Annotated in this window: 22 protein-coding genes; 10 read left to right on the top strand and 12 right to left on the bottom strand. The window is 58.2% G+C overall.

Annotated elements, in window-relative coordinates:
* Window positions 1-7: 7 nt before the first annotated feature.
* Together yghU and BBB56_RS02130 are read right to left on the bottom strand one after the other, a co-directional pair.
* Window positions 8-874 carry a glutathione-dependent disulfide-bond oxidoreductase gene (yghU, locus tag BBB56_RS02135; RefSeq protein WP_123798341.1) on the bottom strand — a complete coding sequence of 289 codons (867 nt, stop codon included), beginning with the start codon at window positions 872-874 and terminating at the stop codon, window positions 8-10.
* Window positions 875-960: 86 nt separating this feature from the next.
* Entirely contained in the window at window positions 961-1,980 is a 1,020-nt protein-coding gene (locus tag BBB56_RS02130; RefSeq protein WP_123798339.1) for a LacI family DNA-binding transcriptional regulator, read from the bottom strand.
* Between the two features lie 98 nt (window positions 1,981-2,078).
* Here BBB56_RS02130 and BBB56_RS02125 point away from each other — a divergent pair, with 98 nt between their 5' ends.
* On the top strand, window positions 2,079-3,092 hold the full coding sequence (locus BBB56_RS02125) for a Gfo/Idh/MocA family oxidoreductase (protein ID WP_123798337.1): 1,014 nt from the start codon (window positions 2,079-2,081) through the stop codon (window positions 3,090-3,092).
* Here BBB56_RS02125 and BBB56_RS02120 read toward each other — a convergent pair whose 3' ends face one another.
* The 10 genes from BBB56_RS02120 to flgA all read right to left on the bottom strand — a co-directional run bounded on the left by BBB56_RS02120 (window position 3,093) and on the right by flgA (window position 15,715).
* Entirely contained in the window at window positions 3,093-3,977 is an 885-nt protein-coding gene (locus BBB56_RS02120) for a sugar phosphate isomerase/epimerase family protein (RefSeq protein ID WP_123798335.1), read from the bottom strand. It lies immediately after the preceding gene.
* A gap of 23 nt (window positions 3,978-4,000) precedes the next feature.
* On the bottom strand, window positions 4,001-5,032 hold the full coding sequence (locus BBB56_RS02115) for a Gfo/Idh/MocA family protein (RefSeq protein ID WP_123798334.1): 1,032 nt from the start codon (window positions 5,030-5,032) through the stop codon (window positions 4,001-4,003).
* Between the two features lie 772 nt (window positions 5,033-5,804).
* Complete coding sequence (gene flhC / locus BBB56_RS02110) at window positions 5,805-6,344, bottom strand: flagellar transcriptional regulator FlhC (protein ID WP_123798537.1); 540 nt, start codon at window positions 6,342-6,344, stop codon at window positions 5,805-5,807.
* Between the two features lie 10 nt (window positions 6,345-6,354).
* The gene (gene flhD / locus BBB56_RS02105) at window positions 6,355-6,702 is read right to left on the bottom strand and encodes a flagellar transcriptional regulator FlhD (RefSeq protein WP_123798332.1); all 348 of its coding nucleotides are present in this window, start codon (window positions 6,700-6,702) and stop codon (window positions 6,355-6,357) included.
* 894 nt (window positions 6,703-7,596) lie between these two features.
* Window positions 7,597-9,747: a virulence factor SrfC family protein gene (locus BBB56_RS02100; protein WP_123798330.1), complete on the bottom strand. Its 2,151-nt coding sequence runs from the start codon at window positions 9,745-9,747 to the stop codon at window positions 7,597-7,599.
* Window positions 9,744-12,701: a virulence factor SrfB gene (locus BBB56_RS02095; protein ID WP_123798328.1), complete on the bottom strand. Its 2,958-nt coding sequence runs from the start codon at window positions 12,699-12,701 to the stop codon at window positions 9,744-9,746. The genes BBB56_RS02100 and BBB56_RS02095 overlap by 4 nt, the downstream gene beginning before the upstream one ends.
* Window positions 12,702-12,705: 4 nt before the next feature.
* Entirely contained in the window at window positions 12,706-13,968 is a 1,263-nt protein-coding gene (locus BBB56_RS02090; RefSeq protein ID WP_123798326.1) for an SrfA family protein, read from the bottom strand.
* 241 nt (window positions 13,969-14,209) lie between these two features.
* On the bottom strand, window positions 14,210-14,653 hold the full coding sequence (locus tag BBB56_RS02085; protein WP_123798324.1) for a flagella synthesis protein FlgN: 444 nt from the start codon (window positions 14,651-14,653) through the stop codon (window positions 14,210-14,212).
* A gap of 17 nt (window positions 14,654-14,670) precedes the next feature.
* Complete coding sequence (flgM, locus tag BBB56_RS02080; RefSeq protein ID WP_255420526.1) at window positions 14,671-14,967, bottom strand: flagellar biosynthesis anti-sigma factor FlgM; 297 nt, start codon at window positions 14,965-14,967, stop codon at window positions 14,671-14,673.
* A gap of 88 nt (window positions 14,968-15,055) precedes the next feature.
* Complete coding sequence (flgA, locus tag BBB56_RS02075; protein ID WP_123798321.1) at window positions 15,056-15,715, bottom strand: flagellar basal body P-ring formation chaperone FlgA; 660 nt, start codon at window positions 15,713-15,715, stop codon at window positions 15,056-15,058.
* Window positions 15,716-16,056: 341 nt separating this feature from the next.
* Between flgA and flgB the strand changes: the two genes are divergently transcribed.
* The 9 genes from flgB to flgJ are packed head-to-tail and all read left to right on the top strand — an operon-like array spanning window position 16,057 to window position 23,250.
* Window positions 16,057-16,467, top strand: coding sequence for a flagellar basal body rod protein FlgB (gene flgB, locus BBB56_RS02070; RefSeq protein WP_123798319.1), 411 nt, complete (start codon window positions 16,057-16,059; stop codon window positions 16,465-16,467).
* An 8-nt stretch (window positions 16,468-16,475) separates the two neighbouring features.
* Entirely contained in the window at window positions 16,476-16,880 is a 405-nt protein-coding gene (gene flgC / locus BBB56_RS02065) for a flagellar basal body rod protein FlgC (protein WP_123798317.1), read from the top strand.
* Between the two features lie 12 nt (window positions 16,881-16,892).
* Complete coding sequence (locus tag BBB56_RS02060) at window positions 16,893-17,603, top strand: flagellar hook assembly protein FlgD (RefSeq protein WP_123798315.1); 711 nt, start codon at window positions 16,893-16,895, stop codon at window positions 17,601-17,603.
* 25 nt (window positions 17,604-17,628) lie between these two features.
* The gene (gene flgE, locus BBB56_RS02055; protein WP_123798313.1) at window positions 17,629-18,831 is read left to right on the top strand and encodes a flagellar hook protein FlgE; all 1,203 of its coding nucleotides are present in this window, start codon (window positions 17,629-17,631) and stop codon (window positions 18,829-18,831) included.
* Window positions 18,832-18,843: 12 nt separating this feature from the next.
* Window positions 18,844-19,584, top strand: coding sequence for a flagellar basal body rod protein FlgF (locus BBB56_RS02050; RefSeq protein ID WP_123798311.1), 741 nt, complete (start codon window positions 18,844-18,846; stop codon window positions 19,582-19,584).
* A gap of 22 nt (window positions 19,585-19,606) precedes the next feature.
* On the top strand, window positions 19,607-20,389 hold the full coding sequence (gene flgG / locus BBB56_RS02045; protein ID WP_123798309.1) for a flagellar basal-body rod protein FlgG: 783 nt from the start codon (window positions 19,607-19,609) through the stop codon (window positions 20,387-20,389).
* Window positions 20,390-20,442: 53 nt separating this feature from the next.
* Window positions 20,443-21,174 (top strand): flagellar basal body L-ring protein FlgH, encoded by a 732-nt coding sequence (locus tag BBB56_RS02040; protein WP_123798307.1) that lies wholly within the window; start codon window positions 20,443-20,445, stop codon window positions 21,172-21,174.
* Window positions 21,175-21,184: 10 nt separating this feature from the next.
* Complete coding sequence (locus tag BBB56_RS02035; protein ID WP_123798306.1) at window positions 21,185-22,306, top strand: flagellar basal body P-ring protein FlgI; 1,122 nt, start codon at window positions 21,185-21,187, stop codon at window positions 22,304-22,306.
* The gene (gene flgJ / locus BBB56_RS02030) at window positions 22,306-23,250 is read left to right on the top strand and encodes a flagellar assembly peptidoglycan hydrolase FlgJ (RefSeq protein WP_123798304.1); all 945 of its coding nucleotides are present in this window, start codon (window positions 22,306-22,308) and stop codon (window positions 23,248-23,250) included. The genes BBB56_RS02035 and flgJ overlap by 1 nt, the downstream gene beginning before the upstream one ends.
* Window positions 23,251-23,286 lie beyond the last annotated feature (36 nt).

Here is a 23,286-nt window from a genome sequence, read left to right as displayed (position 1 = left end):
GGCTCCTTTACGCCTGGCGTTTATCTTCGGTATTGGTATCAAAATCGGATGCGTCGTGGCGCTCGTGCAGCTGGTCGGCCGGTTCGCCCATAACGCGATTGACCTTGCGGCCGCGGATCACCGCCGGGCGCTCTGCGATTTCCTGCGCCCAGCGCACCACGTTCTTATAGGATTTGGCGTCGAGGAATTCGGTCGCGCCATACTGGTTGCTCAGCACCAGACCGCCAAACCAGGGCCAGGTGGCGATGTCGGCAATAGTGTAGGCGTCGCCGCCGAGGAAACGGCTCTCCGCCAGGCGGCGATCCAGCACGTCGAGCAGACGCTTGGTCTCCAGCGTATAACGGTTAATGGCGTACTCGATTTTCTCCGGCGCATAGTGGTAGAAGTGGCCAAAGCCGCCGCCAACGAAAGGCGCCGCGCCCTGTAGCCAGAACAGCCAGTTCAGGGCTTCGGTGCGGCCCGCCGGGTCGTCCGGCAGGAAGTGGCCGAATTTCTCCGCCAGGTAGAGCAGAATATTGCCTGACTCAAACACGCGCTGCGGCGGCGTCACCGAGTGGTCGCTCAGCGCCGGGATTTTTGAGTTGGGGTTGATTTCAACAAAGCCGCTGCCGAACTGGTCGCCGTCGCCAATGCGGATTAACCAGGCGTCATACTCGGCCTCTTTTACGCCTACCGCCAGCAGCTCTTCCAGCAGAATGGTGACTTTCTGGCCGTTTGGCGTGCCGAGCGAATAGAGTTGCAGCGGATGCTTGCCGACCGGCAGCGTTTTTTCATGGGTTGCGCCTGCGGCAGGGCGGTTAGTGGCCGCGCCGTTGCCTTTGGCTTGCGGGTCCCATTTCCAGACTGTTGCGGGCTGATAGCTATTTTCCGACATAGTGAAGGTTCGCCTTGTTGATGTGAGAGTGTCTCGACGTTTTTGAGTGTAGCAGGGCGGAAAATCGCGGTTTAACCCTGCTGGCGTTAATCGACGTTTTCCTGGGTGTAGAGCATAAAGTCGACCCGGCCATCTTCATAAGTGGAAAAATCGCCGCCCTTTTCCAGCTGCTGCAAAAGCAGATTCAGCGCCAGCTGGGCGTGACGCTGGGTGTTTTGATCGAGGGTTAACGTCAGGATGCGCTGCTGCAACAGGCGGCGCGTGGTGGCGTAAAGCTCATGGGTGATATAAACCACCGCGCGCTCGCGGCGGTGACGCGCCAGCGCCTGCGAAATCTCGCTGTTGCCGAGTCCCGTATTGTAGATGCCGACAATGTCTGGCGATTCCACCAGCGCCTTCTCCAGCAGCCTGCTGATGCGCGCGCGCTCTTCCTGTCCGGCCAGCACTTCACGCAGCCGCAAATGCGGGAAGCGCTGCTGCAAGACGTCGCGAAAGCCGTCGATGCGCTGGCGATGGGCGCGATAGTCGACGCGGCCGCTCACCATCAGAACCTCGCCCGCGCGCGCCAGCATGCTGCCCATCATCAGCCCGGCGGTGCGTCCGGCTTGCAGCTGATTGATGCCCACATGCAAGAGACGTTCGGACTCCGGCAGATCGGATACCAGCGTGATAACCGGCACGCTGCGCGCTTTGCAGTCGCGCAGCGCCTGGTAAATCGCCGGATGTTCATGGGCGAATACCATCAGCGCATCCATCCTGCGGCTGCTGGCGAGAATATGCGCCGCCAGTTTCTCCGGCGCGTTTTCAGCGATAAAGGTGCGCTGTAAGCGCAGGCGGCGATAGCCCAGCGCATCGGCCAGCTGCTGAAAATCCTGCGCCAGCTGCTGAAAGAAAAAAGAGTCATTGCCGCTGAGGATCACCTCGATTTGCCACGGCTGGCGGTGCTCTTCCGGCAGGATGCGGTTAAGCCCTGCGGCGCGCGCCGCCTCCAGCACCTTTTTCGTCATCGCCGGTGAGACGCCGCCGCGATCGTTTAACACCCGGTCCACGGTCGCCACGCCAACGCCTGCGGCCTGCGCCAGTTTGCTGAGCGTCATTCGCTTCATACTGAGTGGATTCCATCAATTTCTGCGTTCAGCCAGCCTGACAGAACGGGCTATTTTGACAAGGTCAGCCACCCCGAACTGTGAAGAGGAAAACGGAAATGTTGCCTGTGACTCAACGTGTTGCCCTGATTGGCAGCGGTTTTATCGGCCAGGTTCACGCCGCGAATCTGGCGGCGCATCCTGCCGCCCGGCTGGCGCTGGTATGCGACCTCGACGCGGCGCGCGCCGAGGCGCTGGCGCAGCGTTACGGCGCGCGCGCCGCCCAGGTCAGCGAGGCGCTTAAGCGCGACGATATAGATATGGTGCTGATCGCCAGCTCGACGCCGACCCACGCCGATTTTCTGGCGCAGGCGGTGCGCGCAGGCAAGGCGGTCTACTGCGAAAAGCCGATCGATCTGTCGCTGTCGAAGGCGCGCGCGGTGGTGGAACAGCTTATGCCGCTACAGGTGCCGGTTACCGTCGGCTTTAACCGGCGTTTCGACCGCAGCCATCAGCAGCTAAAGCAGCGCATTCAGCAGGGAGCGATCGGCGCGCCGGAGCTGATTCAGATGGTGTGCCGCGCATCCGAGATGCCGTCGCTCGACTATCTGCGCGCGTCGGGCGGCCAGATGCGCGACCAGGCGATTCACTTTTTCGACCTGCTGCGTTTTCTTACCGGCGATGAGGTCGAGAGCGTCGGCGCGCTGGGCGCGGCGCTGGCGCTGCCCGCCATTCGCGAGTTTGGCGACGTGGACACCTCGGTCATTATTATGCAGCTCAGGCGCGGCGCGCTGGCGCAGCTTGATAACGCGCGGCGCACCGCTTACGGCTACGACGAACGCATCAGCGTGGCGGGTTCGCAAGGCATGCTGGCGTCGGAGCCGCAGTCCCTGCGCGGCGCGACGCTCTATCAGGCAGACGGCATTACCCAGCCCGGCCTGTTCCCGGACTGGTTTAGCCGCGTGCGCGACACCTGGTATGCCCATCTGGATGCGTTTCTGCGCCAGCTCGGCGGCGAAACGGTGGCGGATCTGCCTGGCCTGATGGATGGCTTACAGGCGCAGGCCATCGCGGAAGCCGCCTGCGAATCCCTGACCAGTGGGCGCTTTGTCAGGGTCGAGCGCCTGAGTTAATCAGCGGCTCAGCAGCTCGCGCTCGATCAGCTCGCGCGTTTCGACGGCCTGCGTCTTCATCTTTTCCGGGTAGCCGAACAGCGCAGAGGCGATAATGGATTCGCCGCCCACCTTGTAGGTGCGGCTGGCGAAATCCATCTCGCGCAGCGTCTGAAACAGCGTATCAAAATCGACTTCGCCTTCGCCCACGCCAACGTGCTGGTGGATAGTGGCATCCACGCCCGGTGGATTGACGATGTAGCGACAGTGTTTGGTGTGGTTCATGGTATCGGCAATCAGCACGTGCGACAGATCGTCCCCGGCATACTCCAGCATCGGCCTGACGTCGCCTTTGCCGTTGTCGTAGAAAAAGGTGTGCGGCACGCTGTAGACGTACTTCACGTTGTCGCTGCGGAACGACTTCACCATATCCGCCGTTTCGTTGCTGTTCTCGCAGAAATCCCACGGATGGGACTGGATTTCGACGCGGATGTTTTCTCGTTCGAAAATCGGCAGCAATTCTTCCATTGAGCGATAGAACATCTCTTCGCAGATTTCTGGCTCGTTAGGATTGCCGGAAAGCTCGGTGTTAATCACCTGCACCCCCATCTCTACGGCAATCTCAATCATGCGCTTCCAGTTTTTTACTGCCGCCTGACGGCGTAGCTCATCCGGACCGGACCAGCGATACACGGTAATAAAAGAGGAGATTTCAACGCCGGTGGCGTTCAGCGCATTCTTGTACTCGCGCATGATTTCGCGGCTGGCTTTAGGATGCTTGTAGAACGGGTTGATCTGCGGATGAGGCGACTGTTCAATGTATTTGTATCCCCATTCGGCCACCTGGTGCACCATGCGGGTAATGCCCATGTCTCTGATTACATCCACATCAAAAGCAATTTTCATCTCTCTGAACTCCAGGCTCAAGGTTAGCGTTCTTCGTTGAATTGCACGCCGATCTGCCGACGCACCTCATCCATCGCGCGCAGCGTCATCAGCGACGTCTCCAGCGAGCGGATCGGCGAATCAAACTGGCTCTGGCCGACGCACCATGCAAAGTGGTTAATTTCGTGGCACAGCTGCTGATAGCGGCTGGTGGGTTCGTCCCAGCGCAGCGTCTGGCGCTTATCGCTGGAGACCAGACGGAAGTTGCCCGGCGCATAGAACTGGCCGTCAATAAACAGCGTCGCGTCACGTCCGGCGATCACCGCCGCGCCCGGCGTGTTGCTGAACAGCGTGGTGTGCAGCACCGACTGCATCCCGCGGGCATGGCGAAACAGCATCGAGGTCTGACCGTTAACGCCGCCCGGCGCAGGTTCGCCCTGCGCGATGATGCGCTCAGGCGCGCCGCCCACCAGAATGCTAAAGGCGACCAGATAGCTGCCGAGATCGAGCATCGGCCCGCCTGCGAGATCGGCATTGAAAATGCGGTGATCCGGGGTGAAAAACTCGCCGTGGTCGGCGATCAGGCTATGAATCTCGCCCAGCGCGCCGTCCGCCAGCAGCTGGCGTATAACGTCATATTTCGGCGCGAAGTCACACCACATCGCCTCCATACAGAGCCGCTGCGCGCGCTGCGCCGCCTGCTGAAGCGCCGCGCCCTGATGCGCATTCAGCGCCAGCGGCTTTTCAATCAGCACATGTTTGCCGGCCTGCAACACGCGCAGGCCGTCGGGGAAGTGGTGATTGTGCGGCGTGGCGATATAGACCGCATCAATGTCATCACGCGCCAGCAGCTCGTCAATGCCGCCGCACGCATGGGGAACAGACCATTTATCAGCAAACGTCTGGGCCTTCTGCTGGCTGCGCGATGAAACGGCAACGAGCTGTTGGCCGGTGTGCTGGCGCAGCGCGCTGGCAAAATGATCGGCGATCCAGCCTGGACCGACGATTCCCCAGCGCAGCGCAGGGATCCGGGCGGCGTCGGGCAGGCGGGGAGCAGGTAAGCAAGAGGGAAACATAACATCTCCATAGTTATAAGTGTGTTACGGGAAAGCGGCGGGGGCCGCTCAGTTCACCAGGTTTTCACTATAGAAAGCCTGACGTCCCCCTCTCTAACCTTTTGCTGATGGGATTCCATCAGGGCGCGCAGGGTCGAATGGCTGATATTTTTATCAAATATTTATTCCACATTGAATGTGTAAAGAAACAAATGTTCTGATTTGCGAGCAGGATCAACCTGCTGAGGCAGAGGGAAGAGGTGAGTGGGGCTGCCATAAGAGCAACAAAACATGACGGCTGGCCCGTATGCAGGCATTTACATAGCGTAAAAAGCCGGTCCGCGCCCGGATATTTCAGTGCGTTTTACTGGGGCGAATACGCCGACGGGTTCGGGCAGGGTGATTGCTGCGCGGCATCGCCAGGAGGTAGCAGGCAACAGACACGCAAACTGCTAAACCGACAAGGAGTATTCTCAAAAGTGACAAAGACAGGTGTATTAACAATGATCTGACGCGTTGCGTCAGTAAAGCATAACAAAACAGCCCAGCGATAAAGTTTATGGCTTATATGGCAGGATCTGTGATTTAATTTCTGCCAGCAAGAAAGACGGCCTGCGGAGCATAGTTATCAGAAGCAACAGCGGGCTTTTAAACAGGCAAGCCCTGCGCAGTCTGTCTGATATTCCTTCCAGCCTCTATCCTGATAATCAAAAACAGGTGGCGGTATGTTTATTCAGGGTATTATCTGGGTGGGTAATTTAGCGCTTACCGCCACAATTAATTTTTCACCACTTCAATACATGACCTCTCCATTTATTGTGCTTTTTTTACTGGCGCGCGAGGGCGGGTGGCATAAACTGCATGTGAATAACGCATTTGTATAACGCGACGTGGAGATAAAATTTCCCCCGCAGACGGAACAGGAAACCTGTTCCAGCATATTGCAGTCAATAAAGCGCAGCAGCGTCCAGGCGCGGGTAAACTCCAGCACGGGCTTTTCGCCCGGTTCGCACGGACACTGCTCGCCATAGAGATGATACGCTTTTAGCAGCGTCTCTACCGGGCGTTTCTTCTCTGTTTTTTGTAGATAGAGATAGATATTATAAAAAAGCGAAGAGTGGATATTCTGTTCCCACGACATAAACCAGTCGGGTGAAAAGGGCAGCATTCCTTTTGCGGGAGAACAGCCGTTAATCTCTTTATACAGCCGCAGCAACTTTCTGCGGCTGAGAGAGGTTTCACTTTCTAATACCTGCATACGCGCGCCGGCAGAGATAAGTGCCATAGCCAGATGAATATCTTTAATTTCATCAAGGATGCCTGGATCGCTCATCACATCACCATCACTTTGAAATGTCGGAACCGGTAAGGGTATGAAGCAGATCGGTCGATAAAATAATACCGGTGTGCACGCGCTGAAGCGCATCAATACGTGAATCCCTGGTTAAGAAATCAATAACGGCTTCACTGTTGATTCGCAGCTGGCAAATAAGCTGATTGGTAGAGGCCAGCTTAATTAACTGTGATACAGACAGGGATTTTAAGGTGTTCATTAAGGGTTCGGTTAAGCCCAGGCGAAAGCTGGCGGCGTCTTTATCCTCTTTAATCAGCGATTGCGCCAACAAAAGATAAGAGAGGTTAAGATCGTTAATGCTTTTCACCTGTTCCTGTTGAGCAGAAAGAGATTGCATGTAATTGTCCTGAGTGTAGTAAGTCATTATTTTTTTATTGTGTATTGTATGCATCGCACAGGCAGAGCCATGCGGCGATGTGAAAGAGGGACACAAACCCTCTTTCAAATATCGGCACGAAAATAACACTTAAAATCTTAATGAAGGCTCAATGGATATAACGTCATATAGCAAATACCTGACTGAAAACGGTCTTATTAACGCTATTACCCGCGCCGATAAAAGGAAATGATTATCATCCGTGAAAGGTTTCGTTTGTTTTTGTATTTAATTCAATAGCTTGAGCGGTATCCTGTAAGGGCGTCTTCGCTTATCATCTCTGTGTATTTCGGCGATTAAAATAAAAGGCTAAGCGTCATAGTACGGCCATTACTGGCTGTATCAACTCACAACAGGCGTGCTGATGGCTAAAGTTGTTATTTGGCAATCATGGTTAAATAAAAAATAGCTGCGCAGCAAAGGATTAAAAAGGCGTGCGGTAAATCACTATGCCGATGTTAATCGAATCGGGATGGCCAGCAATAACGCCGCGCGGGGGTGAAAACAAAGAAGAGTAGATACAGGCGGGAAAACGCGCGAAAAGCGTGGGTTCGCTGGCGCTCAGATAAGCGGCAGGTTGAAAAGGCGCGCTGTCGCGCTGGAAAAGCCAGGGGAGAGCATCTGTCAGGCCGCCCGCGCGCGCAGCGGGGGCAGACCGGCACGTGGTACAAGACGTGACGGAATTTTCTGTGCGCCTTTGCGGTTGCGATTCCATGGGCCGCCTGGGGCAAAGCGCTGGTCAGGCGGCCCAGGAAGGCAGGAAAAGCGCATGATGCTTCACGCCCTGTCCGCGCGAAAGGCGATCGGTCCTGAAAAACGGCTTTTCAGGACCAGGACCCGTGCGGCGTCTGGCTGTCAGGCTTCCTGTGCGAGAGCGGTGGTATCCTTCTCCATCTGCCATGCCGCCCGCAGTGAATGTGCCTGTTCGGATGTCAGCGCGTCAGCCTCGTTATGCACTTCCTGAATCCGGTGATAAAACGCCACCAGCCAGTCATAAGCCCAGTGCAAACCCTGGCTCAGCGGCTGCGTATCAAGCTGCGTTAACCGCTGCCGCGAGTCCGTTTGCTGGGCGGCGGCAAAAATGGCTTTCGCGGCATCGACTTTACTGCGCGGCCGATTTTCTGGCGGCGTCTCCGCATAGCCCAGCCAGGTCGCAAACTCGCTTATTGTGGCGGCAGCGCAGGCCATTTCGGCCTCGTCGCACCCTTTGCACTCCGCCAGACGAGCGCGCAGGCGCGCGCGTAACTCGCAGTGCTCCGCGATCTTAATCAACAAATCGGTCGTCAGCCGCAGCGCCGATGACGGCATCATCAGCGACTTCAGGCGCGGATGTTCCGGCGTAAGCTGTCGCAGGTAATGCACCCAGGCTTTATAGATCGACGCAGCCAGGTCGGGCTGTCCATGCTTTGTCTGATTGTCGGTATCCGGCGAATCGGCAAAGAGGTCGATAACCGGCACGCCGGCGGCTGGCGAGACGGGCTGTTTTTGCCGGAAGAGCCGATGAGTTTGCGTCAGCAGCCCCGCAGGCAGCTCAAGCGCGGTGAGCAGATCGCCATGACGATCGATCTGCTGTTGCAGATGCTGAATCAGCTGTTTTATCTGCTGTTCACGCGCCGCGCGCTGCGCCGCGGTCAGCGGCAGGAACGCGGAAAACAGCGCCTCGGTTTGCTGAGCGCAGGCTTGCAGTAGCGCGCGATAGCGCTGCTGGCGCTGGGCGTCGTTGACCGTTTCTTTTAGCCAGGCGCTGGCCTGCCTGGCGTGTTCGCCCTCAAAAAGCTGAAAGACGCCCCAGGGGACATCGGCGCGCATCAGCGCGCGCTGAACCTTATCATCGATCTGGCGTTGACTGCGGCTGGCGATGTCCTCGGCGGTCAGCGCCCAGACCAGGCGCGGCGTAGCCGAACCGATGTCGGTACGACTGAGCCAGCCAGCCAGCTGCTGCGCCGCCAGCTGCGCCTCTTCAGGCGTGCGGGCCGCCTGACAGATCAGCAGCGTATCGGGCAGCAGACGTTCGCCATAGTCGCCGAGGCGGCCGACAGGAAGCGTCACTAAATCGACCGGACAGCTACCCGGTTTATCCAGTTGCAGCGTTATCTCCTGACAGGCGCGCGCCAGATCCGCCACGCTGACGCGCTGCGCGCGCTGCGGCTGGCCGTCGCGTAGCGGAAATACGGCGGTTTCGCGCAGGTCGCCAGGGTCATCAGGCGGCGCGTCCGCCAGTGAGCGCCCTGCCAGACACATGGCATCACTCAGCAGCAGGGCGTCTGAGGCCAGTATCTGCGTCGCGCCGCTGAGCTGCTCTGACAGCCTGGCGTGATGAAGCCAGGCGGCAGTCAGCGTGGCGTCTTCGCCCCAAAGCGTCGCCAGAAGCTGCGCGCGATCTTCCCGGCGTAGCCGCGGCAGCAGCTCAGCCATCTCCAGCAGAAGTTCTGCGGAGAGCAGGCTGGCTGGCGGGGCGTTGCGCTGACAGGCCGCCAGCATTTCCATCGCTTCGTTCGCGCTCATGCCGGACTGCGGCTGCGGCATCGCCTGAGCCTGTAACGCATCGAGTCGGCTGCACACCTCTGCCGGTGGCGTGCGGAGCGAGGCCTGGTCAGCCAGATGGCGCGCAAATTCGCTTTCGCGATACAGGGTCAGCAGCAGCGGCGCGCCTGAAGTAAACGGCTGCGGCTGCGCGGTAAAGCGAACGGCGATGGCGGACTGATGCCAGCCAGGATGAACGTGGGCGAAATAATCGAGTTTCCGCTCGCCGCTGCGCAGCCAGAGCGCGCCGTCAGCGCTGTTAAGCAGCGTTTTAAGCAACCCGATTTTGCTGGCGGACGCATGACCATACAGCCCCACAGAGAGCGGCTGATGCGCCAGCGCATCGATACGCCGCGCGCGAGCGCTCAGGCAGGAGAGCTGCGCCAGCAGGGTTTCGGCCTCATCCTCGACGCGCGATACGTGCTGACGCGTGTGCAGCACCCAGTGCGTCAGAGCGGCACGTTTTTTTGCTAAGCCATTCATTGATAAAGTTTCCCGCTGTCGATCCAGTACTCATCGGCCGCGCCGCCCAGCGTGTTCAGCGTAAGCAGTAACTGCTGCGGCGTCACGGCGCTGCCGTCCTGCATTTGCGCGCTGGCGAGCGAGAACGCGCCGCTCTGCGGATCGCGTTGCAGACTCACCCGCAGCGTTTTACCGGCGGCAACCTGTCGGGCCAGTTCGCTATCCTTGATACTCAGCTGATAAAGCGCCGAGGCAGGCCAGCTGGCGTTGGCTAACTGGCGAAAGCCAAGACGCGTCGTGCCCCGTACCGGAAACATCAGTGCCGGGTTGAGCGGTGCGCTTGTCTCGTCGAGATCGGCGGGTCCATACCAGACATGCTCTTCCTGGAGCTGACCGTCATGGTTCAGAGGGCCGAAAAAGCGAAGGGTGGAATAGGGTCTGATTTCCGCTGCGTTGAAATGAAAGCCCGTCAGCCGAAGCTGGGTCGCCAGTCGGTACAGCATGGCGCCGATAGCCGCGGTGGATTTGGCGTTAGTCAGCGCGCCCTGACGGCTCAGCGGGCATTCAAGCGCTACCTGATAATCATTGAGGTAGATAATGCGGCTGGCCGGCACGGGTTGCAGCGCGCGCAGCAGCGCCTGGATGCCCGGCAACGCGGCGGGGCGTCCGGCGACCAGCAGCAGATCGCAGTGATGATAAGCAACGGCCTCGCACAGGGCGCGCAGGGCAGGAGTAACGGAGAAATGTCCTGCGATCAGCGCGTCATTCAGCGCGGCAAAGTCCACGTGCAGCGGCGTGGCCAGCAGGTCAAACGCCTGACTGGACTCCGGCGCAGCGCGAGCCACGCGCTCCTGAACCCAGGCTATCACGGCCGCGCTGGGAGGCGAGGGCAGCAGAGAGGCGAAGCTCGATTCCAGCACCTCGTGACGAGGGTCTGCCGCACTGTTCTGCCAGCGCGCCAGCACCGCCTGCGCCAGCGGAATCAGCAGCTGTAGCGTAATATGCTGTTGCATCGCGCCGTCGCGTTCTGCGCCCGGCGCATCGCCGAACAGCTGGGTCATCAGCGGACGACTGGCGGCAATGCCGCACCGGTGCAGCTGGGCGTCAATGGCGGGTAAAATCAGCTGCTGGATCACATCGCACAGCATGTCATCTCCGGCAACCTTAAAGCCTTCACGAAACAGCAGGGTGGGTTTGATTTCCTGCTGGCCGCCCACGGCGTGGCCGCAGCGATACTCCACAATCGCCATATCCGTCGTGCCGCCGCCGATGTCCAGCGAGGCGATGCGCAAGCGCTGTCCCCGTTCGTCCTCTGCTTTCGGCAGGCGATCGGGACGCGCCAGCGTGCGCAGCAGCAGATCGACACGCCCGTCGTAGCGGCGTCGGGTTTCGTTATAGAGCCACACCAGCTGACCACAGGTGGCTTCGTCCCAGTCGATATGGATCGCCGGGAGCGGCACCTTGCTCTGTTTGCCCGCCTCCGCATAGTCGAACAGGGCGTCCAGCGGATGCCATCCCCTGGCTTTCCAGACGATAGCTACGGCCTCTTCCATGCGCTGGCGAAACAGTTTTTGCTCCTGTATCGGCATGGCGGAGGGCAGCGTCAGGATAATGCTGCGCAGCTGGCGGCCGGTATGACTTTGTCCCATTTGCTGCCGCGAGGCGAAGCTGTTCATCTGCATCAGCGCCTGCGCCAGCAGTTCGCTCAGCATCAGCGTCATCAGCGCGCTCCGGCTGTAGCGAGGAGAGAAGACCGGCATGCGCGCCTCTTCCGGCAGGCTGGCGAGCAGCACGCCTTCGCTATTAACCAGCCGCATCAGCGGCATAGCGACGGCGGGCTTCTCACTGCGCGGGGCGTCTTCGGCGTGGCTAAAATACCAGGGCGTGTCGGCAGGCGCGGTATCCCACAGATAGCGGCGCGCGCTGGAGAGGCCGCTGGGACCTTTCGTCCCGCTGCGCGCTATCGCCAGCTGGCAAGCCTCTGCGCCGGTACGCACCAGAGAGGGCCAGACAAAGGCGTCGTCGCGTCCGCTCTCGGCGGAGTAACAGGGCTTGCCGAACTGCGCCTCGCTGAACTCAATGCGGCTGGAGAAGAGCGGCTCATTCACCCAGGTCGGTTCGCTGAGCGAGCGAATCTGTAGCGCGGCGCACTGCCGCAGCCCGTCGTTTTTCAGGCCGTGGTCTTCAATTAAAATGCCGGCGGTATGGCTGTTGCCGACATCCAGCACCAGATCGACATCAATGGCGGAGGCTGCGGGCGTTTCGCCCGCAAGCTGCACTTGCAGGCCCGGCAGCTGCTCGCCCACTATCTCCAGCAAATTCAGGTAGTGCGCCTGGTAATCGAAGTATTTCAGCGCATGGGCTTTGGCCTCATCGCTATAGCCCAGCTGCTCAGTTTTTAGGATAAATATTTCGCGCAGCCAGCCATCGATCCATGTCTGATCGAGAAACTCGGCCAGCTCATGATTGCGCCACGCCAGACGAAAGCGGGTGCCGTTGCGCACGTCAGCGCTGGTCGGCGCCAGACCCGGCATTTCTCTGCCTTCTGGATCGGTCTGGGTATCGAAGGCCAGCGTGACCTGTACGTCATGACAGAGGGCATTGGCGGTGGGCAGGCGATTGAACTGTACTCTGGCCCAGTTAAAAGGGCCGACAGACGCGGTGCGCTGCGCCTGCACGCGCAGCAGCGGCAGCGGCAGCCACTGGTTTTGCAGCATCATCAGCGACGCTTCCGCAGTAAACTGGCTTTCCGGTTTGACGATTTCCGTCGCGCCGCTTTGTGGATGCGTGAGCTGATATTTAGCTGAGGCAGCCTGATAATCGAGGCGCAGAAGCGGCCCGTTCGCTGTCTGGCGGGCAAAGCGCCCGCTGTGCGAGTTGAACGCGGCCAGCGAGACGCCTGCATCCAGCAGCTGTATACCGCTGTTCTGGATAAGCGTGACGCCAGCCTGGGCGTCTGAAAGATCAACCATCATGATGTTATTCCTTTACCTTGCGCACGCTAATCGCTATCGGCAGGCCATCGCCATAATCGGCATTGCAGAGCGTGATCCCTTCTGCGTTGCGGTTACAAATGACGTCTGGCACGGCGAGTCGCGTGCCGTCGGAACATTTCGCCCTGCTGTAACTTTTGACGACCAGATTGCCGGATTGCATCAGGCCAAATTTAATGCTGGCCTGGCAGTGAGCGTTAGAAACCGTAGTCAGCTGTGCCTGACTCTCCTCGCGCCCGACGGTCAGGCGAAAACCGGCGATGCCCGGCAGCGCACTGGCATGCTCAAGGGGAGAGAGACGCCATTTGCCTTGAAAAAAGCGGGTTGACCCTGTCCGGACATCGTCGGCAGGAAGTTGTAATGCGTCTGGCGGCGGCACCGCCTCAGCGCGGGGCGGCACGACAGTCGCAGGCAGCTTTAGCCTGGAGGCAACCAGAGGTAGCTGAATGTTATTCAGTTCAGGCAGTGCCGGCGCGGCAGCGGACTGGGGAGAAGCGGCCTGAAGCGGCGTCAGGCCTGGACGGCGCAGCGCATGCCATCCTGGCCAGAACAGCAGCGCGCCGCACAGGGCAAAGAACGCCCCCGTCAGCGCCCAGCGGGCCATACGCGCGGGCGCACGGCCTGTCGGCGCGGTCTCTGCGACCGTCGCGACATCGGCGATCGGCTGCTGGCGCAATGACACCACTATTGCTTCGTCCTCCTCTTCCCGCTGTGGCAGAAGAGGCGCGCAGGCTTCGGCAGCTGGCTCCGGCTCTGGCTCGGCTTTTAAGGCGGCGCGCAGCGGAGCCAGCGCCTCTTGCTCAGGCTCTGCGCCAAAAGGGGTGAATCCCCAGAACGTGATAACCGGCATGCCCTCAACCAGATAGACAAACTGACTGCCGGGAAAGCGCATAATGTTTGGCAGTAGCGCGGCAAACAGCTGCGCGGTGGCATCCTGAGACTGACTGAACTGCTGCGCCAGCGTGGCTATTGCTGCGGCGCAGGTTTCCAGATGCGCCAGCGCGGCGCGCTGTTGCTCGGCGCTGGCCGCCGCCCAGGGAATAACCTCGCCTTCCTGCGGCGCGAACCAGTTAACGCGATTATTCGTCTCATTGAGCTGAGGCACCGCCAGAGAGTTAAATAGCGCGTGCTGTTTACGCAGGCGTAAGGTTTCACGTATTTGCTGCGCTAATTCAAACAGACTTTGGCCGTTTTCGCCCAGCGCGCAAAAGTCATCTTTGCTGCCGCTGCGCAGGAGAGGTTTCGTCACTTATTTTGTTCCGCCATAAATAGAGAGCGTCTATTTTAAATGACTTTTAGTCCGCCCGAATCGAAATGATTCAGGCAATAAGCGGCCATGATTGTGCGCATATCAGCGATTACAGCGATATAACATAATGCGATATAAGCGCGACAGGATAAAAATGAATGCGGTGCTTGTCGCTGAGCCTCTTTATTGTCGGCGCGCAGTGCTAAATTTCATTAGCAGCGGAGCGCGGTCTGGCTGTTTATTAAATATTGATATTGTAGGCCTTGCCTTTCGGACTTTCCTGCGTCTTGCCATCCGCGCTATAGAGCGAGGAGGCTGAGCCCGCCTTACTGACCATTTTCTTTAGCATGGCCGCTTTCTTCATCTGTAATTCAATTAAAGGGTAGGCGTTTATATTCATCTCTTTTGTCACGCGAACCGTAGCCGTTAAGCTGTCCCACCGGCGTTTTAAATCGGGATGCAGACCATAGGGCGCTGAGATATTTAATTGCTTCTCTTCTGTTTTGCGCTGCTCATCGTAAAAACCGATGGCGGCAAGCAGTCGACTTTTATTATCAGACAGCATCTGAAGTGAGACAGGGTTAACCTGAGGGCGCTGTAACTGATTCAATTCTTCGGTCAGGACGGTTTTCAGCTCCTCAAGCAGCTGTTGCATGGTATTCAGCGTATCACGTAAGTTATTCATTGTTTATTGCGTTTCGGTTAAGAAAGTTGAAACATTTCCTGCACAAGGGATTGCGAAATTTTATCGGTATCAATAGGGAGTTCGCCCGCGGCCAGCGCGGATTTAATGCTTTCCAGACGGCTATAATTTATGTCTTGCGTCGTATCTGACTGTAAATCACTGACCTGATTACTCAGGCTGACGCGGGTACAGGCGCGAGCATGGCTGGAGGACGAGGCGTGCTGTGCTGAACTCTTATCCGTGCGTTTTGTCATTTCCTGATGAAGTTCTGGCAGTGACGTGGCCGTAATTTGCTGCGTGCGGTCTATGCTCATCATGATCCTCGACAGTGGTGGTAATGGTGATCTGATCCCTTTAGTAAACTATCGGTCGGGAGGGAAATCACTAAAGCCAAAAGCAAAATTATCTTGCTGCGTCAGGATTATCCACCGTCACCTGGGCTTTGCCCACTGCGATAGCCGTCGCGGTAATAATCTGTCCCGACGCAGACTGGATACGCAGATGCGCATTCAGGGCTGCATTATCCAGCGCCTTGCCGCTGGCGCTGATGCGAAAACCGTTACCGATATACAGGATGTCTACCTTCTGACCGGCCTTAATCATCCACTGCTGGCGTAGCTGGCGCTCTGTCAGCGGTTCGCCAGGGCGAATCGTGCGCAGGGCGACGCGACCGATAATGCGCTGAGCCTCGAAGAGCAGGCCGGCAGGCGCGTGCGCAAGGGAGCCGCGCTGCGCGCGAATATCGTCGCGCATAACCGTCTGGCCCGGCTGAATCGCGCGCGCGGCCTGCCACCAGGTTGCCATCACCTCAAGTCTCACCTGGATAAACCGGCGCCGGGCGTCACAGCGCGCGATGATGCTGTGCAACCCGGACAGGCGGTTAAGGGGACCACTCAGGGAAAGCGCGGGCGTCGCGCACAGCGTCGCCAGCTGCGCCGGCGGGGTCAGCAGCGTCAGGTTCAGAACCGGGTTGGCCTGCGGCGGCAAGAGTTCACTCTGATTAAAGAGCGCAGCGATGCGCGTTTTCAGCGCGGCGTCGTCGGCCCGCGCAGGCAAAACCATATTTAGCCCCAGAAAAAAGATAAACAAGGAGAATAGCGACCGCTTGTTTAACAAATGCTGATTATCGTGATTAAAAGAAAATAAATTATTAAAACGCACAGGCCTGTTCTCTGTTGTTTCCAGGGACACAATAATTTTACTTGATATGGCTGTTTTCAAAGACGGGGAAATAACGGCATAACTGTGCGCGTTTAGCTTTATTGTTTATTACTTTTTTGTAGCATTAACGTAAAGCAGTCAAGTAAGGCTGCTTCTGATTACTTTTTAAAGTATAGAATTTATTTGCTCTCATCTAAGATGCACGCCAGTTATCCTTTCCGACAGACGAGAATAAGCTGTTTATGCTCGATAAACTCGACAGAGAGTTGCGCTTTCAGCAGGAGGCGTTGACTCTACTTAATAAACGCCAGACTATTCTGGCGTCTAACGTCGCTAATGCTGATACGCCGGGGTATCTCGCCAGAGATATTGATTTTTCGGCGCAATTAAAATCGGCGGTTGAGCGCGAAAAAAATAGCGGTCCGCTGGCATTAACCTTTACTTCCGGCCGCCATATTGCAGCCAGCGCCTCGGCGCTGGATGACGCCATGTTGTTATATCGCGTACCCGATCAGCCTGCGGCTGACGGAAATACGGTTGATATGGACCGGGAGCGCGTTAATTTCGCCGATAACAGCATTCGTTATCAGTCGGGATTAACGATTCTCGGCACGCAAATAAAAAATATGATGAGCGTCATTAATCAGGGCTAATAACGATTATGTCACTGTTTTCTGTTTTTGATATTTCCGGTTCAGCGATGGCGGCGCAGTCTAAACGGCTGAACGTCAGCGCCAGCAATATGGCGAATGCCGACAGCGTTGCCGGGCCGGACGGCAAACCCTACCGCGCCAGAGAGGTGATTTTTCAGGTCGACGGCGCACCGGACCAGGCGATCGGCGGCGTGCGCGTCAGCGATGTGGTGGAGAGCAATGCGCCGGATCGGCTGGTTTACTCGCCCGGCAACCCGCTGGCGGACAGCAAAGGCTATCTGCATATGCCGAATGTCGACGTCGCGGGCGAAATGGTTAACACCATCTCGGCATCGCGCAGCTATCAGGCCAACGTCGATGTCATGAACACAGCGAAAAATCTGATGCTTAAAACCCTTACGCTTGGTCAATAAAGGAAAAACACCATGGCAGTTACGCCAGTAATGGGCAGCGCGCGCAGCGGCGCGGCGCTCAAGGCCGCTACGGCCGACAGCGGAACCAGCAGCGGCACCAGCGCAGAGGATCTGATGAACAACTTCATGACGCTGCTGGTGGCGCAGATGCAAAACCAGGATCCCACCAATCCCATGGACAATAACCAGATGACGTCGCAGCTGGCGCAGTTCAACACTGCGGCGGGCGTCGAAAAGCTGAATAGCACCCTTAATGATGTTGGCACGCTGGTCGCCAATATGCAGCAGATGAGCGCGGCGATGAATGCGGCAGGGTGGGTAGGCCGCAACGTGATGATCGAAGGCAATCCAGTGGTCAACACCAGCGACGCGGACGGGGCTAACAAAGCGTTCGCCTTCTCGCTGGACAGCGATGCCGACAAGGTGGAGGTGACCCTGACCGACAAAGAGGGCAACGCCTACCAGGCAGAGCTGAACAACGTCAAAGCCGGCATCCATCACTACAGCCTGGATGATATGAGTAACTTCCAGCCCAGCGCGCCGCCAGCAGACAGCCAGTTCACCGTCTCTTTTTCCGCAACAAACGGCAGTGGCGACACGCCCGGTATTGTGGCGCTGAAACAGGCGCAGGTCGAGAGCGTCTCTTTCTCGTCATCCGGTTCCGTATTGCAGCTGGGCATCGATGGCAGCGCCACGCTCGGTCAGGTTTACGAAATCGCATAATTTTTAGCTTTCAGGAATAACAGCAATGAGCTTCTCACAAGGTCTTAGCGGCTTGAATGCGGCCTCTCAGGCGCTGGACGTCGTAGGTAACAATATCGCTAACTCACAAACCGTGGGCTTTAAGTCAGGTTCTGTCGCCTTTGCCGATGTGTTTGCCGGTTCGCAGGTTGGGATGGGCGTGCAGGTTGCCGGCGTTAACCAGAGCTTTACCGATGGGGTGCTGGGGGCCGGAACCGGCAGCCTGGATATGGGGATCCAGGGCAACGGTTTTTTTCGACTGGTTAACGAGGCCGGACGTGTGTTCTACAGCCGTAACGGGCAGTTCAAAACCGATGCTAACGGCTACATCATTAACAATCAGGGCATGTTTCTGACGGGTTATCAGGCTACCGGCACGCCGCCCGCTATTCAGCCCGGCGCGGCCGTTGGCCCCATCCAGATCCCGACAAGCCAGATGCCGGCTCGCGCGTCAGACAGCGGTACGCTGAATGGCAACCTCGATTCCGGCACGCCGGTTGTCACCAACACAACCTTCGATCCCAGCGACAACACCAGCTACAGCTCGGTGACGCAGGCCGACGCCTATGACAGCCTGGGCAATAAACACACCATCAATGTCTACTTTGTCAAAACGGCGGATAACCAGTGGACGGCTTACTCCCGCGATGCCACTGCGCCGGGCGACAGCTATCAGCAGACTACGCTGCAATTTGACACCTCAGGTCAGCTGGCGACCAGTCCGGTAAAGCTGAACGTGCAGGGCGCGTCCTATCAGGGCGGTGAGGCGCTGAATTTCGACTTCGATCTGACGGGGATGACCCAGCAGGCGTCCGACACCGCCATGAATAGCCCGACCACCACCGGCTATGCGCCAGGTCTGATGAATGGCTATACCGTAGGCGATAACGGCCAGGTCATCGCCTCGTACAGTAATGGACAGCAGCAGCTGCTGGGTCAGGTGGTGCTGAGCAACTTTACCAACCCCGGCGGACTCTCTTCTCAGGGCAACAACTGCTGGATTGAAACGCCGGAATCAGGACAGCCGGTGACCGGCATCTCCGGGTCGGGCAATCTGGGCACGCTGTACGGCAACAAGCTGGAAGCCTCTAACGTGGATCTGAGTAAAGAGATGGTCAACATGATCATTTACCAGCGTAACTATCAGTCCAACTCACAGACCATTAAAACCCAGTCTGAGCTGTTGCAGACGCTGGTTAACCTGGGATAACGGGCGCTTATTATGGATCGCGCGATCTATACCGCTCTGGGCGCGGCGAATGCGGCGCTCAATCGCCAGGCGATAACGGCGAACAATCTGGCCAACGCATCGACAACGGGCTTTCGCGCGCAGCTGATGGCCTACCGCGCGGTGCCGGTCAACGGCCCGTCGGTGCCGACCCGCACGCTGGTGACGGAATCGACCCCCTACAACGACACGACGATGGGCGCGGTGCATCAGACCGACCGCGATCTTGATGTCGCCCTGCCGAAAGATGGCTGGCTGGCCGTGCAGCTGCCTGATGGCGGCGAAGGCTATACGCGCGACGGCAATATCGAAGTCGACAGCGAAGGGATGCTGCGCGTGCGTGGGTTGCCGCTGCTCGGCGATGGCGGCCCGCTAAGCGTTCCGCCTCAGTCAAAGATCACCATTGGTCCCGATGGCACGCTTACCGCGCTTGGCGCAGGCGACGAACCGAAATCGCTGGCGCAGGTCGGCCGGGTAAAGATGGTCAACGCTTCGGCGGAGGCGCTGCATATGGAGGATGACGGGCTGTTCCATGTTAATGGCAACGGCGCGCCTCTGCCGCTCGATCCTGACCTGCGCCTGATGCCCGGCATGCTGGAGAGCAGCAACGTCAGCCCGGTCAAGACCATGGTGGATATGATCGCCACTGCGCGCAGCTTCGAGATGCACATGAAGATCATCAGCACCGTCGATGACAACGAGAAAAGCGCTAATCAGCTGCTAACGCTGGGCTAAGGCACGGCGAGGAGAACCTATTATGATCCGCTCTTTATGGATTGCTAAAACCGGTCTGGAAGCACAGCAGACCAATATGGATGTGATTTCCAACAACCTGGCGAACGTCAGTACCAACGGCTACAAACGCCAGCGCGCGGTGTTTGAAGATCTGCTTTATCAGACGCTGCGTCAGCCCGGCGCGCAGTCGTCTGAACAGACCACGATCCCTTCTGGTTTGCAGATCGGCACCGGCGTGCGCCCTGTCGCCACTGAACGCATTCACAGCCAGGGAAGCCTGACGCAAACCAACAACAGCAAAGACGTCGCGATTCAGGGCGGCGGCTTTTTTCAAATCCAGCTGCCGGACGGCACCACGGGCTATACCCGCGATGGCTCTTTTCAGTTTGACCAGAATGGCCAGCTGGTGACCTCCAGCGGCTATCCGGTGCAGCCCGCCATCACGATTCCGCAGGATGCCCAGTCTCTGACCATCGGCAATGACGGCATTGTCAGCGTCACGGTGCCGGGTCAGACGGCGCCGCAGCAGGTGGGACAGCTCACGCTCAGCACCTTTATCAATGAATCCGGGCTGGAGAGTATTGGCGAAAATCTTTACCGCGAAACCCAGTCCTCTGGCGCGCCGAATGAGACCACGCCGGGACTCAACGGCGGCGGCTCGCTGCGGCAGGGCTATGTCGAGACGTCAAACGTCAATGTCGCGGAGGAGCTGGTGAGCATGATCCAGACGCAGCGAGCCTATGAGATCAACAGTAAGGCCGTCTCCACGTCCGATCAGATGCTACAGCGTTTATCGAATCTTTAAGCCTGACCGCGGCCGCCTGACGCGGGCCGCGGCTTCCCCATACCGGTTATCACATGATCAACAAGCCTGGTTGCGCGAGGTCCCTACTCGCGCCTGTTCATATTCTGCACTCACTGCGCACGCTGGCGCTGGCGTTTGTCCTGGGCGGCTGCGCGTACATCCCGCATCAGCCTCTGGTTCGTGGAGAAACCACGGCCGAGCCGACGCCGGTTATGCCTGGGCAAATCAACGGATCGATATTCCAGGCGGGTCAGGCCATGAATTACGGCTACCAGCCGATGTTTGAAGATCGTCGTCCGCGCAATGTTGGAGATATTTTAACCATCGTGTTGCAGGAAAACGTCAGCGCCAGCAAAAGCTCTTCGGCCAACGCCACGCGCGGCGGGTCTGGCTCGCTTGCCTTTGATACCACGCCAAAGTTCCTGGCCGGACTCTTTGGCGGCGACCGCGCCAACACCGCGATTTCCGGGAAAAACGACTTTTCCGGCAAAGGGGGCGCGGCGGCGAAAAATACCTTTAGCGGCACGCTGACGGTCACCGTGAAAAAGGTACTGGTAAACGGCAACCTGCTGGTGGTGGGCGAGAAGCAGATCGAAATCAACCAGGGCACCGAATTTATCCGCTTCTCCGGGGTGGTGAACCCCCGCACCATCAGCGGCAGTAATACCGTGGCATCGACACAGGTGGCAGACGCGCGCATCGAATACGTCGGCAACGGCTACATCAACGAGGCGCAGCAAATGGGCTGGCTGCAACGCCTTTTCCTTAACCTTTCTCCCTTTTAATACGGCGATCATGAAAACCGCATCTTTGTTTCCTTTACTGCGTCTGCTGTGTCTTAGCCTGACGTTCTTCTGTTCCTTTATGACGCACGCCGAGCGCATTCGCGATCTGACCACGGTGCAGGGCGTGCGCAGCAACTCGCTGATTGGTTACGGTCTGGTGGTCGGCCTGGACGGCACCGGCGATCAGACGATGCAGACGCCTTTTACCACGCAGAGCCTGAGCAATATGCTCTCGCAGCTGGGTATTACGGTGCCGAGCGGCACCAATATGCAGCTGAAAAACGTGGCTGCGGTAATGGTGACCGCCGAGCTGCCCGCGTTTTCGCGCCCCGGCGACAAAATCGACGTGGTGGTCTCTTCAATGGGCAACGCCAAAAGCCTGCGCGGCGGGACGCTGCTGATGACGCCGCTGAAGGGGGTTGATAATCAAATCTACGCGCTGGCGCAGGGCAACCTGCTGGTTACCGGCGCAGGCGCGCAGGGGGGCGGCAGCCGGGTACAGGTCAACCAGCTGAACGGCGCGCGCATCAGCGGCGGCGCGACGGTAGAGCGGGAAATCGCCACCAGCTTCGCCAGCGATAGCGTGCTCAGGCTGCAACTGAATGACGAGGACTTCTCGGTCGCGCAGCAGATTAGCGACGAAATTAATCGCCGCTTCGGCGCACTCACCGCCGTGGCGGAAGATGCGCGCGTCATCCGGCTTTATGCGCCTCAGGACAGCGCCGCGCGCGTTCGCTTTCTGGCAACGGTGCAGGATATTCCCGTTAAGCCGGGCGCAGGCGACGCCAGAATTATTATCAACTCGCGCACCGGTTCCGTGGTGATGAATCGTCACGTCATGCTGGATGCCTGCGCGGTCGCCCAGGGCGACCTGACGGTCGAGGTGTCGCGCACCAACCAGGTGAGCCAGCCGGATACGCCGCTGGCGGGCGGGCAGACGGTGGTCGCGCCGAATACGCAGGTGTCGGTGCGTTCAGAAGGCGGCTCGTTACAGCGGGTCAACACCAGCGCCGACCTTAACAGCGTGGTGCGTGCGCTGAATCGACTGGGCGCGACGCCGAACGATCTGATGTCGATTCTTCAGTCGATGAAAAGCGCGGGTTGTCTGCACGCGCGTCTGGAGACGGACTAATGCGCGCGCCTGTTCTGCCCGGCGGCGCGGCCTTCGATCTGCACAGCCTTGATAGCCTGAAGCTGGCGGCGAAGCGGTCGCCGCAGCAGGGCCTGAAAGCAGCGGCGCAGCAGATGGAAGGGCTGTTTGTCCAGATGATGCTGAAGAGCATGCGCGACGCCTCGTTTAAAGGCGGCCTGTTTGATAATCAACAATCGCAGATGTTTACCTCGCTCTACGATCAGCAAATCTCACAGGATATTGCCGCGCAGGGCAAGCTGGGATTTGCCGATCTGATTATGCGGCAGGTGCAAGGATCCGCTAAACCTGCCAGCAGCCCGCTTCAGCCGGAACTGCCCATCGCGATGCAGATAGCAAACGGCTTACCCTGCTCACTGAGGGCAGTGAATGAACAGCGCAGCGGGCAAGCCGGGCAGGGGAACCCAGGCGGCGCAGGTTCAGCGGACAACGACGCCTTTGTCTCGCGACTGATGCTGCCCGCCAGAGAGGCGGCGCGGCGGAGCGGTATTCCGCATCAGCTGATTATTGCTCAGGCGGCGCTGGAGTCGGGATGGGGCAATCGCGAAATTCGTACCCGCAGCGGCAAACCGAGTCATAACCTGTTTGGTATTAAGGCCACGCCGGACTGGAATGGGGAAACCACTTCTGTTCTGACGACCGAATATATCAACGGCGTGGCGACAAAAGTAAAAGCCGCCTTCCGGGTTTATAAGAGTTATGCCGAGGCATTAACCGATTATGCGCGCTTTATTCGCGATAATCCGCGCTATCAACGCGTCGTTAATAGTGATTCGGTAGAAAAAGCGGCGCATGCCCTTCAGGCCAGTGGTTATGCAACCGATCCTGACTATGCGAATAAGTTAATAAATATCGTCAGGCATGTTGAGAATAATATTGCTAAAGGGGCGGAGAAATATAAAGGCGCGTTCGATGCGCTATTTTAGCTTCTGAGATTTTAGTTTTTTCTGAAACTCACGATA

The sequence above is a fragment of the Candidatus Pantoea deserta genome (assembly GCF_003813865.1).
GTDB lineage: Bacteria > Pseudomonadota > Gammaproteobacteria > Enterobacterales > Enterobacteriaceae > Pantoea > Pantoea deserta.
The sequence above is the reverse complement of the archived record's forward strand: the minus strand, read 5'-3'. Positions and strand labels throughout refer to the sequence as shown.